Origin of the sequence: Bradyrhizobium sp. Arg816 (genome assembly GCF_029989365.1) — a bacterium.
Taxonomy (GTDB): domain Bacteria; phylum Pseudomonadota; class Alphaproteobacteria; order Rhizobiales; family Xanthobacteraceae; genus Bradyrhizobium.
This window is the reverse complement of record NZ_JAPRAQ010000020.1, coordinates 1-13,171: the sequence shown is the minus strand read 5'-3', so window position 1 is coordinate 13,171 and position 13,171 is coordinate 1. Positions and strand designations below refer to the sequence as shown.

The window sequence follows — 13,171 nt, the reverse complement described above, 5'->3', positions numbered from 1 at the left end:
CCTTCGACTCTTTTATCTCCTCACAGCCACGTAGGCTGAGCAGGGTCACCACACTACACCAATCGAGCACCACCATCCATGGCACTGATCGACGACATCATCGAAATAGCATCAAACGATAAGGAGCCAATCGGAAATCTGCTGCGCAAATGCCTGATCCTCGAACGACAGATTCCCAACGAGAAATTCCGGGCTTGGCTGGATAACGAGCTTGACGGATATGAAATCCAAGACGAGTTGCCGAGTTATCGGGTCTTCAATTGCGTCAACAAGGGCACGTTTGTCGGTCTCGCAGTTCAGCTCAACGATCAACCACTTTCCCTGCACGTCATGGAGCCGAAGGATCGTAAGCTTATCGAGAAGGGATACCTCGCTCAGCCTGCAGCATCTTACATAGTGCAGATCGGACAAAGGACTCACACCTTCCCTGGAATCCGCACCTCTCCGCCAAGTACCAGACCAAGTTCTTTGAGGATAGCGACTTGGTACTCAACCGTGCATGGCAGAGTATTCCCGGCTCCGTGATCGTTGCTCTTCTTGAACAGGTCAGGACCCGCGTTCTCCGATTTGCTTTGGATATAAAAGACAATCTTCCTTCCGACGCCACTACAGCAACGTCCGTGCCCGCCTCGGTCGTCGAGCGGTCCGTCGTGAATAACATCTTCCACGGCGACGTCCTGATCGCATCGAACATCGAATACACAAACCAGATCACCAATCAAAACATCTCCGTTGGCGACTTCGCTTCCCTTTCTAAAGCCCTGGAACAGATCGGCATTAATGCCGAGGGCATCAAGGCGCTATCCGACATCCGAACAGAACAGCCATCATCAAGCGGACTTGGAGAGAAGGCGAAGGGCTGGCTTGCCGACATGAGCAATTATCTCGGCAAGGAAGGTGTCAAGCTTGGTGCTGAGGTCGCAAAGCGCGCGGCAATGAAATGGCTGACGCAGTTTTACGGTCTCGACATCTGAATGGAAGCAGGCGACGCCAACAAAAGATCACCTACTGACAAGGGCAGCTTTTCATGAAGCTTTTTCACGTTTCGCCAATCAATCATCCCATTGGGACGGTTCTTCAACCCGGTAAATACGGCAGCCATGTCAAATCGGCACGCACAAGGATGACGACCGTGGATGCAGGCTTTGCGCTAACCATCTTAGCATGGGAAGGGCCGCTAGAAATTTACAGACGACTTGCTGTGCCAAAGGCACCAAGCCGACTCGATTGCCTATACGCAACATCTACACTCGCCGAAGCGCAACGGTTCAGACAGAGGTATCGGGCGAACGCAGATGTTTTCGAGATCGACGTTGCTGATCACGTCCCGACGCACATCGCTGATTTCGAGGCGATTTCATCTGTCCCGACAGGAAAGCCAATGATCGACGGCTTTGTTGATGGATCGGCGGCTTACTGGACACCTTCAGTCGAAGCAACGCTTCGCGAGGTCCTAGTCGGAGGACCGGCCAGAGTCATTGCCAAAATTCCCTGACCGCTTTGTCTCAAGGCTTGAACGGCCAGATCGATATAGGTAACCAACCATGATCACCGAAAACTCATTCTTCAAAAAGATTCCACAGGCAATCGATTTAGAATAAAGGTTGATCTTTGAGGGAGCTGGTTGGGCAATCCAAATGCTCTCTCTTTCCTACGACAAATTGAAAGCAGCCGCTTCGCAGGTCGATCTCGCGTCAAACACCTATCCGTACAAGCGCAGTCATCTGGTCGCGCTGCGACCGACCAAGAGTTCAGTCAGCAATCGGTCGTCAACGTGGTGGCCGGGAGGACGCTGAGGCATGATCATTCCCATTGGCCGCTGCGACGTGATGGAAATAGCTCAACGCTCAAAATCCTCGCTCGATGCCTATCGTTCGTTAGAGTATGCAAAAGTCGGTGGTGTTAACGACGTTATCTACAGGGAGGCAGACAAGCGACTTCGGCAACTTCGCTCAATCATCGCGGAGGTCCGCCCGTTGTGCTCGTCCAATGTCGATTTGATGAGTGTCGCCACTTGGCCCAAGGAGCAGCAGGCTCGTTATGGACTAGAACAAATTGAACGGGCGGACAGGATCGAGCTTCTCACCGAAACATTTTACTGGATAGGCCACCGAGCAGCTGCGGTCATTCGGAAAATGCCGGGTTTGCAGTCATTCAAAGCTGTGGGCGTCCGTGACGTGCGCAACTGGATGCTTGAGCACGTAGACAACCCTAAGAATGGCATCCCATCGGCGGGGGTCGGCTGGGGCGGACCAAATGGCCCGACGTTCGCGACAAATCCCCATGGACAGGACAAGGGCTTGTTCGTCAACGCGGAAGAGTTCTTTGGCGAGGTTCACCGCGTTGCCAGTCGGTGCATTGATGATCCCGACCTGATAAGTTGATAGTGCTCCCAAGGCGATGCCGGTGATCCTGACCACCGATGAGGAGCGTGATGTCCGGATGCGCGCGTCGTGGGATGAGGCGAAGGCGTTGCAGCGGCCGTTGCCGGATGATGCGCTGCGGATCGTGATGCGCGGCACCGAAAAGGAAGATAAGGTCGCGGCATGATTAAGCCATTCCTACGCGGGGCAGTTTAAGGTTGGGGGCATTAATGAAAGTGGTTGTAGCCGCGCTGGTGGCTGGTTTCGTAGGCGCTCAAATGATTGCGCCAATCCCTTCGCGTGCCGACGTGCTGAAATGCAAAATCGAAGGCTATAGCGAAGACATTTTCATCACCACTTTACCCGACACCAACTCCAGCGACGGTCAATACGCCCGGATCGGCATCTCCCGCGGCATCGGCAACAGGGCTTTTGTTGTCGCCGACCCCATGGGCGCAACCGCGTTTGTTGAACTGAACGCTGACGACACACCGATCGGGTTGCTTACGGTGCAGAAGAATATGCGCGTGATCAAATCAAGCCACTCGATCGATCCCTTCGGCATGGTTTCGGCGCCGTCCCAAAATACGGGCGTGTGCGCCCGGTCGCGGTGAGAGGAATTATAACGCCTGTGACCAAGACAATTATGTTGACCGCACTGGCGCTTGCCCTTCTGACGACTGAAACGCTGGCGCAGACCAGCACCGGCGGCATTCAGCGATATGTAAGCGCCGATACGTTGCACGAGTGGTGTGAACGAAAGGATATCAGGGCCACGTATTACGTTGCGGGCGTTCTGGACGCTCTGATGCTGAATGCAAACAATGCGCCCGTCTGTCTCCCTGCGGAATCCACGTTGACCCAAGCACGCGACGTTGTCTGCAAATACCTCAGAGAAAACCCGGCGAAGCGTCGTTACAACACGGCATCCTCGGTATGGTCAGCCCAATCGGAGGCTTGGCCCTGCAAGCAATGAGCGGATGCGAGCCGCCTTACTCGGCCGAGATACCTAGACTAGGATCAATGCAGCAAAATCTCCACCGTCGTGATCAGCCACGACACCACGGGATCGTCACGCTCGATAAATCGGGGGACGCCGATTGATGTCCGCTGTGCCCCCTAGCGGCGCGAAAGGGGACATCGCGGGAATTCCGTGTTGGGCCATGAGCGGACTCTTGCGTCGTGGCTCAGCTCAGATCGCAAGAATTATGGCAATCCAGCCGAATACAATTAAAACGGGGGCGGATCAGGCTGCTTCGGCTTCGGGCCGAAAGCCCGCGCCGTATCCCGCTGAGTGCGGCTCACTTTGGATAAAGCGAGTTGCCGTGCATACTCCTGGTCACCAATTACCTTGTATTGCGGGCTTGTCAGTGAGGCAAGAAACGCTACCACATCATCGATCTCGGGCTCCGTCAGTGCCAACGGCTGCATGTCCTTGTCGAGCCAGGGGTTGGTGATCCCATCACCCTTATTGTAATGATCCATTACGTCCCACAGTGTTTGCATTGACCCGTCGTGGAAGTAGGGCCCGGTCACAAGAACATTTCGTAGGCCCGGCGTCTTGAACGATGCGATATCACTCTGCTTTCTCGTCACAAGGAAGCGCCCGAGGACCGACATCTCGCTCGTGATCGCTGCGGTGTCGATAGCCGCGAGACGGCCTTGCGCCAGCTCGCGCTCTGCCTGCTGCGCCAAGGGGGCTACGTGATGCCGGAGGATGCCGATGCCAATGTTGTGAAAATCGTTATCCATGAAGAGGGTTGTATCCAGCTGATTGTCCGTCAAAGCGTGGCAAAGCTGGCAACGAGCCTTAGTGTTGAACAATTCCCATCCGCGCTTGGCGGAGTCGCTGATCGCGTTGGCGTCTCCGGCGATGAAATGGTCGAAGGGAGAATCGAAGGAAGCCAACGTCCGTTCGTAGGCTGCAATAGCGCTCAGCATATCCTGCTCGTTCACGTCCCGGCCGAAGGCTTGCATGAATTGAGTCTGATAGTCCTTATCGTCCGCGATCCCGGACACCGCATCGCCGATACTGGCCGAGCCCATCTCAGACGGATTTGTGATCGGCAGCGCAGCCTGTTGCTCTAGCGTATTGACCCGGCCGTCCCAGAATTGCGTCTTGCTATAGAGCGCGTTCAACACGGTTGGGGCGTTGCGTTGACCGACGCGGCCATGGATGCCGACTGACGCGGGCCTGCCGTCGGTGAAGGCCCGCGCCGGATCGTGGCAGGTGGCGCAGGCGACCGTGCCGTCGCCAGAGAGCCGAGGCTCGAAGAACAGCTTCTGACCCAATGCGACTCTGGCAGGTCTGAGCGTGGACGGCGAGATAGCATAGTTGGTCAAGACCGTGGGGAAGCCGACCTGAGTTGATAAACGGGGCTCGGCTAACGGGCCCGGCTTGGGCAGGGGCGGTGGCTGCCCCGGCGCCAGCGCGGGCGGTGGACCTACGCCGGTATCTTCCTCAACGGCGCGCGCAGCAACTATCTCGAAAATACAAGATAGGAGCAATAGTGCCGCCAGGGATGTGGCGCACGTCCGATGTGTCTTTGCTCCGGAGGTTAACATGCTCGTTAGCACCTCGTTAGCAGTAGGCACCTCATAGCGGCGAGCAGGCGCTTGGCCGCCACGCGGGCCGCACGGCCCAGCAAGTCAGGCCGCCTCATGTGTCCCAAGCTAAGCACGGGATAACGGCAGGACTATAACACCGTGTGGAGGGGGAAATTGGTCATTGGCCACGACCCGGCCCGGCCGGCCAGATGTCGCAGATGGGTCACAACCGGTAAAGCTCGGATCGAGCATATGATTTCTGCTTCGCGTCTAAGAGCCGACATCCGCGCGTGAACGGAAGGCGCCTAAAACAATGGCCCCGACGATATTGCGCGTCAGGGCCATTGAAGATCATCAGGCTGGGTACATCCGCCGTGCCCATTGATCGTTGATGTTGCTGATCACCGCACGCGATCTGGTGCAGAAAGTGGCTCGTCTACGACATCGGCATGAATCACATTGCCCACGAATTATCGCGTTTCGAGCCCGAACCGATTGCGGCGCGCGAGAATGACTTTCTGCGAGAACTCGTACTTCAACTGACGCGCGATCATTCGCGCCCGCGTAGCCTCAGCGACGCTGCGCGGACCGGCAGAGGGCAACTTGCCCACGATCAGTCGAGCCACGCCCTCAGGAACCTCTTCGGGACCGCCAAACCAACCGTCAATTCGGTGCAAGGTGCGGAAAGGTTCGGCGCCGGGCGGACAGAATTTCAAATGATTCTCCTCTCTAAGTCCGAACGAAGCCGTTGAAGCTGGGTTTAGGCTTCACGGCGCGGTACTGGAAATGCGGCTCCGCAGGAGCCTGAGCCGGCGCCGGGACGTGCTGATCCTCGCCGCGAGGCAAGGTCGCTGGCGCCGTGCCGGCGATCACAGCGTCCGCGTGAGCACGAAGCAGCTTGGCAACCAACTCCAACGCGGCTGGCACTTCCGCCTGACAAGTTGCCATGAACTTATCGAGGCCAAGAGCTTCATAGACGAGCGGGACGGCGCTGGTGGTATGCGTGGACAGGCGAATCGCAGTCTCGTTGAATTCCGTGCCAACCTCCGTCAGCTTGCCGATCAGACGATCGATTTCCGCCGCAGTTTCCGCCCGCAACTTCTTGTCGGCGGCGTCCTCCTTGGCGCGCTCAAGATCGGCGAGGCGCTGGTTGATCTCCGTCAGTGCGGTCTTGAGGGTAGCGGCGCGATCCTGAGCCGCGCGGAGCGAACCCTCCGCAGCATCAAGACCCGCATCGTCGCCGCTCAGGGCGCTGTCCTTGGCCACCATCGCATGGCGAGCCATGGCTTGTTCGCACTCGTTCAGCTTTGCCGAGAGCCGGTCACGGTTAGCCGTTGCGGAATCGATGTCACGCTGGATGGTTTTGTCGGGATTGGATTTGAAGATCGCCACTCGTTGCTCCTGTCGTTTCACGACTAGTTTATGCAATGACGAGACAGGTTCGCATTAGCCACAATCCAACGAAATCCAATGAGCGCGTCCGCTGTTCAGCCGGAAGCAGTCATCGGGCATAGGGCTGCGATTGGACGGGATGGGCCAACAGCGGACCTTCGTCAGACCGCCCTGGGCAGGTCAGCTAGGTGCCACAGGCGGGAGTCGAACTACGCAGATCACCCTAGGTTAGGGCCGTTAGAATCGCCTTCATCAGTCCGTCTTCATCATAAGGCTTCCGAAGTACTTGCGCCTCTCGAAACTCCTCTAAAGTCTCGCGATCTCCATAACCGGTGACGAGGATCACGGGCAAGTTGGGATCGGTCGCGCAGATCGCTTTTGCGAGCTCGACTCCCGTCATTTCCGGCATGGCGAAATCCGCAAGAACAAGCTCTATCTTCAGACCGTTTGCAATCAGCTCAAGGGCTTCCTGTCCGCTGGCAGCGGGCACCGCCGCGTATCCGAGGGCCTCAAGTACTCGAACGGTTGACCTGAGAACTGCCCGATCATCATCAACGACTAGAATACGGGGCTTTAGCTCCACTGTTGAAATTTGCTCGGCACCAGATTCTCTTTCGCGCACTCGTGGGACCACTTCGGCACAAGGTAAGAACACCGTCACTGAGGTGCCTTCGCCGACGTGCGTCTTAAGCGCGATGCCTCCACCCGACTGCTTGGCGAAACCAAAAACCTGGGCGAGTCCGAGACCCGATCCTTTTCCTGGTCCTTTCGTAGTGAAGAACGGCTCGAAGACGCGGGGGAGCACATCGTCGGGGATACCCATGCCTGTATCTCGGACGGTCAGTCCCACATACTTTCCCGGAGCCGGCGCTGCCGGGCCGGAGAGTTCTTTATCGGTGATGGCATTGAAAGTCTCGAGGGTCAGAGTCCCCCCTGACCACATGGCGTCTCTCGCGTTAATAACCAGATTGAGGATCACCGACTGAATTTGAGTTAGATCTACAAAGGCTGGGCAAAGGTCCGCGGCGAGGTTCGTGCGGAGTTGGATCGCTCCACGAAGCGAGGCATTGAGTAGGCCACCCATCTTCACGATGGTGCTGTTGAGATCGACAACTTGAGGCTCAAGCCGCTGTTGGCGCGAGAACGCGAGCAGTTGCGAGGTGAGATTCACACCCCGTTCTGCCGCTCCGACAACCAGTTCCATGCCTTCCTGATCACCGGGATCATCCCGCAGATTGCGCGACAACATACGCGCGTTAGTGAGCACGACGCTCAAAAGATTGTTAAAGTCGTGCGCGACGCCTGACGTAATCTGTCCTATCGCCTCGAGGCGTTGCAGTTGCTGGGACTCGGCCTCGGCGATTTCCCGTTGCTCTATTTGAGCACGTAGTTGCTGGTTGCTCTCCTGCAGTTCGCGCGTCCGCTCTTCAACGCGGCGCTCGAGCCTGCTTTCAATACGTTTGCGATCCGTGATCTCTAGGGCGACTCCGAAAAACGAAGCCGGCACGTCATTCTCGAAGTTGGTCTGACCGCGGGTCGCGATCCAGCGTTCCACGCCGTCCGTCTTTCCGATGACCCGGTACTCGATATTGTAGACCCCATCGCTCCGCGGGTCGGCGCTCTGCTGGATAGCGGCCTCGACACGCGCAAGATCGTCTGGATGAACGCAGGACCGCCACACCTCGTAGTCGACGACCGCGCCCGCCGGCAGACCCCACATGGCCCTGACCGTATCATCCCATTGCAACTTGTTGGACTGTGGATTCCAGGCATAGCAGCCGAGCCCCACGAGATCGACGGCCGCCTGCAGCCTCGACTCGCTTTCGCGCAGCGCTCGTTCTGCATACAATCGCTCGGTGATGTTTCGCGCGATTTTTGACGCGCCGATGACCCTGCCCTCCGTATCCCTCAAGGGCGACACTGTGAGTGAAATATCTACTGGACTTCCGTCTTTACGCCGGCGAACGGTTTCGTAAGAATCAATGCGTTCGCCTCTGCGCAGGCGCTCAAGAATTGCGGTTTCTTCGTTGTGGCGATCCGGGGGAATCAGAATCGTAATCGGCTTGCCGATGACTTCCTCGGCCAGATAGCCAAAAATGCGCTGCGCGCCGCCGTTCCAACTCCTTATCGTCCCATCGAGATCCTTGCTGACGATTGCGTCGTGACTGGACTCGACGATGGAGGCGACTCGCTGCGCCGCGCTCAGGTTGAGCCAAGTCTGATAGGCGGTCGCTGCGAAGGCGCCCAAGCTGGTCATCACGCGCAAGTCTTCCGCATCGAAGCGGCGACTGATGTCATGCGCGACGACCCAGATTGTGCCGACCGCTTCAGCCTTGATGTAGAAGGGAATCAGGAGTCCTTCCTCAAGAACAGGCTTGATGGGTTCCCAATAGGGGAAATCGACTTCGGGATGTGAGCATATCATGGCGACGTTTTGGTCAAGGACCGTGCCGCATGGACCAAAGTTGCGCGGTGTTCCACCGTTTAAGTGAGGAGCCCACTGGCCGGCGATGGCGCGCCAATGAAAATTACTCTTTCCGTCCCCTTCCTCGAGGAGGCTGAGCCCGGCGGAGTGCGCGTTACATAGACCTAACGCGGTATCGGCGAGCTTGTGCAAGATGCCTTCGGGCGAGTTCGCTAATTCTTGCGCCAAAGCGATCAGAGCTTGGTTCTCTGCCGCGTAATTGGCCGGACGCGACCGACGCCGCCGCAACTCCTCCGTCGAGAGCATGGAACGGAGGTTAGGTTTGAGCTGGCGCCCAGTAGCCGTGGTGCGCTGCTTCACCGACTGCTTCGCTTGCTCGGCTTGCACTTAATCCACCTAACATTTGCACCGCGGCCGGGAGCGCTGTCGCGTCTCTCCGTCACCGGCAAGGGGCCAAGGTCAGGATCGGTGATACGGTTCAATTCCGGTTCCAGGACGCCGGTTCCAAATTATCTGATGGAACTTGACCATCGCGATACGGGAAGTCTGCTTTGGGTCGATATTGTTGCAAAAGTCGTTTTTCGCCGATGACCAAAATTCTGCGGGCCGTGGGCGCGACTTTCGCGTACAAGATGCGAGGGACCTCACGGCGTCACGCAAAATTCACAGGCGACTTCGGTAACGCGATTGAGGTCATACGAATCAGCGATCGCTCGCTGCTCAGTGTTTTCGCGAAAAATCTTGAGCCCTGCAACTTTCGACTTTTGCAACACAATCGGTCTAAAGCGGCGGTCGCCCTAACGGGGCGCGATTTCCGGTGTACCTCCAAGAGCGGACAAGCCGACATGACTAGATTCTCCCCGTCCATGGTCTAGCAGTACAACGAGCGGCAAGTTCTCTATTGGAGCCAACATCTATCCCTGAGCCCCACCAAAGATTCGCGCCTGTCGTGCCTTCAGGCTGGTCAAGTTGACCATCCAACGCCCGCCCTCGCGGCAGGCGTCGATCAGCCCGCGCTCGGCCCACAGACGTACCGTTTCGTAATTCAGACCACAGACGGATGCCGCTCGCTTCAGCGGCGTCCACTGCGGCGGCGGCTGTTCGAGTTCCGCAACGCGCGCCCGCAGTTCTGCGATCGTCTGCTTCAAGGAAGTGACAACATCCTCATCGTCAGCGATGTCGCCCGATTCTCGCATGCTGGCATCCATCGTCAGGAGCCTCGAATCGAAGGCGCAGGGGCACTCGCAATGGCGTCGAGAATCTCGCAGCACTCGTCGTGCGTCCACTCACACGGGCGCTCGAAACGGCGCATCGCCACTCGGAGGTGCTGGTCGCAACGGAGGGAGGCGCGAAGATCATCTTCGCGGCTCGCGCGAGCGTCGGAACGCATGTCGCCGTCCAGTTCCACCAAGAGGCCGATAAGCCGACGACCTTCCTGTCGGCGCGCCTTCAGATCGGCGATTGAACCGAGAGCTGCGCAGCCTTCGTCGAATTCGTTGAATGCGGCATCCAAGCGACCTTGATCGGCAGCGCGGGGCACGCTGTTGCGGCCGAGATGCCGATCGACGGCCTCGATGACCGTCTTTACTCGCCAACGAGGCTGTTGCTTCACGTAGGCGTCGGCCGCCACATGACGCAGGGCACGCCGGACGGTCTGTCTGTCCACTTCTAGCAAGTCGGCGGCGCCGAATGCCGAGATCAATTTCACGATCTTTACTCCTGTTGTCGTCGTTGGTCCAAGGCACGGTCTATCTCTGGGGTTGCATTGCGCGGCTGCGCTACCCGCAGCCTGCCCCGGTCTGGGAAGGACCCAAACCGAGGCAGCCAGGACGTGGTTAGTAGCCTCCTCTCGTGAGCCGAGCGGCTTCAGTTTGATGAGGCAGGGTGTGCAACAAGCTCTCGGTCTCGCTCGACGCGACCTTCGATGCGGCGAGCTTCACTTTGCGGACGGTGATGGATTCCGGGATCGCCAGTCGATAGCTGCCGCCGTCGGAAACGAAGAAGCCGAGCTGGACCATCATCGCAAATGCCGTGATGAACGCCCCGGTCGCATCGAAATCGACCACCAGGAAGGGATCCTCTTCATAGGAGGAGAACAACGCGGCGCTCAGAACCTCAAGTGCAGCGCGTTGAAACGGGTCAAACCACCGAGACAACGTGGAAGCCGAAGTCTGGAAAACACGATCGTGCAATTCTTCGGACCAGAGGCTCTGCGCTTGTGCCACTTTCAAAAGCCATGAGCCGACGAAGTCGCAATCGCACACGCCTGGCATTTCGATCAAGATTTGTGAATCGTTAGTTCGCATTTCTATCCTCACTATGATCGGGACCTGTGTGAATCCGCGGTGATGTGTCCCTTCATCGTCGCGGGCGCGGTGGGATTCCGCGCGATTGGCTTATCCATGAGAGGTGACGAGACCTGACGCCGCTGACGCCGCTGACGCCTTTTTCGGTTTGACGCCCCACGCGCGCGCATAAGCGACTAAACCGGAAACTGCGTCAGCGCCGTCAGTGCCGTCAGCCATCCATCCCTTCATGGATAGCCCCCGTCGAACGACGCCTTAGGCTTCAGGCTGATGCCAAAGAACTCCCGAGCCTTCTCGCTGCGATAGAACTTGAATCCCGCCGCCGTCAGGTTGTCCTTGAAGGTCGCGGTCGTGCCCGGCTTATTTCCCGCGGCCTTGGCGTAGTTAGACCAAGACCCGAACAGGACGCTGCTGGCCTCCGAGATGTCGATATTCCCCGGTTCGCAGATGCATTCCTCTTCGAGCCAATGCCGGAACAGGTCCTGATCGCCGAAGTATTCCGCCGTGGCCTCGATGACGCACTTCGGGCGGACCAACCCGTTCTGCTGCCAGTCGAGACAGCCGTCGATCATCCACTTCAGGATTCCGGGTGCCTCCTGCATGAGCTTCTGCTCAAGGTCCCGATCCGGCGTGGCCGGCTTGAGGATGAACGGCACGATGTTAAAGCGGCGCTTGGCTGCATCATCAACGTTATGCAGCACGGGCTTGTGGTTGCCGATCACGATCAGCTTGAACTGCGGCATGTAGGTGAAGTTGTCCTGCCGCATGAAGCGAGCAGTGATCTTTTCTCCGCCAGTCACCGACTTGATCCGAGCTTCCGCCCAAGCACGCCCTTCCTCAGTTTCGCTCGCAGTGACAAGCCGTGCCCCCGCCAGCATCGCGACCTCGGTGGAATGCCGATCGTTCGTCGAGGCGGTGAACGTCTCCATGGCCGACGTGACGGAGTAGTCCTTCAAGATCGTGGTGAGGATATTCAGAAAGACAGATTTGCCGTTGCCGCCGGGGCCGTAGACGAAGACCAGCGCGTGCTCGCGCGTGACGCCGGTCAGGCAATAACCGCACCACTGCTGCAAGAACCGGATCAATTCACCATCGTCTCCGGTCGTCTCGACCAGGAAACGAAGCCAACGCGGGCAACCGCTATCGTCCGGTGCCACTGACGTGACCTTGGTGATGCCGTCCTCACGCGAGGCATGGCGCAGCGCCCCAGTCCGGAGATCGACGGTGCCGCCCGGCGTTCCGAGCAGCCACGGGTCGCGATCCCAGAACTCCATAGTGACGGCCACGCTCGGATCGGACTTTGCGAATCGCTCGACGCCACCGGCGAAGCCGGTCGCGCTGATCTTGTAACGCTTGCCATCGCTCTGGTCTTCTGCGAGCTGCCGCGCCAGTTCGCGGGCGTGGTGAAACGCAAGGTTGGTGTTATTGATCTCCCAATAGAATCCATTCCATCGAAACCACTTGCCGTGAGAATGGCAGTGGCGCAGCTTGTCACCATGCAACTCGACGAACTGCTGGGCGGCGTTGTCCTCGGTCACGATGTCGTTCGGTACCAGCCGGTGCACGTCGAACGGCTTATTCATCTCCGTACGCCTTCCAGCAATCATTGAAGTCATTACCGACCTTGCTCGAGACGACGTTGACCGGACGGCGTGCGGCGAGATAGCGACGCGCGCAAGTCTTCACGTCCCGGCGGCTGGTCGGATCGTTCTCCTGCAGAACCGTCAACTCGTTCAGATTCGGCAGCACCGGGAAGGAGCGCACAGCACCGCTCGATCCGAGCGCCCATCCCGGAGTAAAGCCGGCAGCGCGCGCCGCCAGCACCGTCTCGACGCCTTCACCGATCGTGAGTGCCGAGGAAGACTCGGCGTCCAGTTTGATGGCCGCGCCCTTGGCGATACCAAGCATTTTCCGGTCGATCTTTTCGCCGGTGTATCGATCGAGGAAAGTGCGGTGAATGCCGGTCGGTTCGTTGGTCTCGATGTTGCGCAGCAGGCACACCACGGCCGGCAGATACTTGCCGCCCTCATAGCGCAGGCCCGCATGAAAGCGGATCGCCGAGTACGCGACGCTCTCAGGCAGGTCCAGGCCGCGATGTTCGCGAAGGTAACGCTCAGCGAGCGTTCCGCGCGGATCGA

General features: G+C 58.3%; 15 protein-coding genes and 1 pseudogene. 7 read left to right on the top strand and 9 right to left on the bottom strand.

Translation table 11 applies throughout. The features are described 5' to 3' along the window. Positions 1 to 78 precede the first annotated feature (78 nt). From OWC48_RS34010 to OWC48_RS33980, 7 genes and pseudogenes are all read left to right on the top strand, one after another. Positions 79 to 384, top strand: a pseudogene (locus OWC48_RS34010) (hypothetical protein); the annotation flags it as partial. Continuing rightward, positions 366 to 974 carry a hypothetical protein gene (locus OWC48_RS34005; protein ID WP_308777021.1) on the top strand — a complete coding sequence of 203 codons (609 nt, stop codon included), beginning with the start codon at positions 366 to 368 and terminating at the stop codon, positions 972 to 974. The pseudogene OWC48_RS34010 and the gene OWC48_RS34005, both read left to right, overlap by 19 nt. A 53-nt stretch (positions 975 to 1,027) precedes the next feature. Then, positions 1,028 to 1,495 (top strand): hypothetical protein, encoded by a 468-nt coding sequence (locus tag OWC48_RS34000; RefSeq protein WP_282523889.1) that lies wholly within the window; start codon positions 1,028 to 1,030, stop codon positions 1,493 to 1,495. 304 nt (positions 1,496 to 1,799) lie between these two features. Further along, entirely contained in the window at positions 1,800 to 2,384 is a 585-nt protein-coding gene (locus OWC48_RS33995; RefSeq protein ID WP_282523888.1) for a hypothetical protein, read from the top strand. Positions 2,385 to 2,406: 22 nt separating this feature from the next. Continuing rightward, the gene (locus tag OWC48_RS33990; protein WP_282524003.1) at positions 2,407 to 2,550 is read left to right on the top strand and encodes a hypothetical protein; all 144 of its coding nucleotides are present in this window, start codon (positions 2,407 to 2,409) and stop codon (positions 2,548 to 2,550) included. Between the two features lie 43 nt (positions 2,551 to 2,593). Continuing rightward, entirely contained in the window at positions 2,594 to 2,977 is a 384-nt protein-coding gene (locus tag OWC48_RS33985) for a hypothetical protein (RefSeq protein ID WP_282523887.1), read from the top strand. Between the two features lie 17 nt (positions 2,978 to 2,994). Next, entirely contained in the window at positions 2,995 to 3,339 is a 345-nt protein-coding gene (locus tag OWC48_RS33980; RefSeq protein WP_282523886.1) for a Rap1a/Tai family immunity protein, read from the top strand. 254 nt (positions 3,340 to 3,593) lie between these two features. On the opposite strand, the gene OWC48_RS33975 is transcribed toward OWC48_RS33980, so the two are convergent. From OWC48_RS33975 to OWC48_RS33935, 9 genes are all read right to left on the bottom strand, one after another. Continuing rightward, positions 3,594 to 4,655, bottom strand: coding sequence for a cytochrome-c peroxidase (locus OWC48_RS33975; protein ID WP_282523885.1), 1,062 nt, complete (start codon positions 4,653 to 4,655; stop codon positions 3,594 to 3,596). Between the two features lie 725 nt (positions 4,656 to 5,380). Next, the gene (locus tag OWC48_RS33970) at positions 5,381 to 5,626 is read right to left on the bottom strand and encodes a hypothetical protein (RefSeq protein WP_282523884.1); all 246 of its coding nucleotides are present in this window, start codon (positions 5,624 to 5,626) and stop codon (positions 5,381 to 5,383) included. 13 nt (positions 5,627 to 5,639) lie between these two features. Further along, positions 5,640 to 6,302 carry a hypothetical protein gene (locus OWC48_RS33965; RefSeq protein ID WP_282523883.1) on the bottom strand — a complete coding sequence of 221 codons (663 nt, stop codon included), beginning with the start codon at positions 6,300 to 6,302 and terminating at the stop codon, positions 5,640 to 5,642. A 223-nt stretch (positions 6,303 to 6,525) separates the two neighbouring features. After that, the gene (locus OWC48_RS33960; protein ID WP_282523882.1) at positions 6,526 to 9,114 is read right to left on the bottom strand and encodes a PAS domain S-box protein; all 2,589 of its coding nucleotides are present in this window, start codon (positions 9,112 to 9,114) and stop codon (positions 6,526 to 6,528) included. Between the two features lie 527 nt (positions 9,115 to 9,641). Next, a complete protein-coding gene (locus tag OWC48_RS33955) occupies positions 9,642 to 9,935 on the bottom strand; it encodes a hypothetical protein (protein WP_282523881.1) in 294 nt (97 codons plus the stop codon). Between the two features lie 2 nt (positions 9,936 to 9,937). After that, positions 9,938 to 10,435: a hypothetical protein gene (locus tag OWC48_RS33950; RefSeq protein ID WP_282523880.1), complete on the bottom strand. Its 498-nt coding sequence runs from the start codon at positions 10,433 to 10,435 to the stop codon at positions 9,938 to 9,940. 127 nt (positions 10,436 to 10,562) lie between these two features. Beyond that, positions 10,563 to 11,033, bottom strand: coding sequence for a hypothetical protein (locus OWC48_RS33945; protein WP_282523879.1), 471 nt, complete (start codon positions 11,031 to 11,033; stop codon positions 10,563 to 10,565). A gap of 227 nt (positions 11,034 to 11,260) precedes the next feature. Continuing rightward, positions 11,261 to 12,616, bottom strand: coding sequence for a phage/plasmid primase, P4 family (locus OWC48_RS33940; RefSeq protein WP_282523878.1), 1,356 nt, complete (start codon positions 12,614 to 12,616; stop codon positions 11,261 to 11,263). Then, positions 12,609 to 13,171, bottom strand: a 563-nt coding sequence (locus tag OWC48_RS33935) for a toprim domain-containing protein (RefSeq protein ID WP_282523877.1), incomplete at its 5' end; no start/stop codon positions are given. The genes OWC48_RS33935 and OWC48_RS33940, both read right to left, overlap by 8 nt.

Coding starts and splice junctions, on each gene's coding strand:
- OWC48_RS34000 (WP_282523889.1), top strand. CDS start 1,028: ATGAAGCTTTTTCACGTTTCGCCAATCAATCATCCCATTGGGACGGTT.
- OWC48_RS33995 (WP_282523888.1), top strand. CDS start 1,800: ATGATCATTCCCATTGGCCGCTGCGACGTGATGGAAATAGCTCAACGC.
- OWC48_RS33985 (WP_282523887.1), top strand. CDS start 2,594: ATGAAAGTGGTTGTAGCCGCGCTGGTGGCTGGTTTCGTAGGCGCTCAA.
- OWC48_RS33955 (WP_282523881.1), bottom strand. CDS start 9,935: ATGGATGCCAGCATGCGAGAATCGGGCGACATCGCTGACGATGAGGAT.
- OWC48_RS33945 (WP_282523879.1), bottom strand. CDS start 11,033: ATGCGAACTAACGATTCACAAATCTTGATCGAAATGCCAGGCGTGTGC.
- OWC48_RS33940 (WP_282523878.1), bottom strand. CDS start 12,616: ATGAATAAGCCGTTCGACGTGCACCGGCTGGTACCGAACGACATCGTG.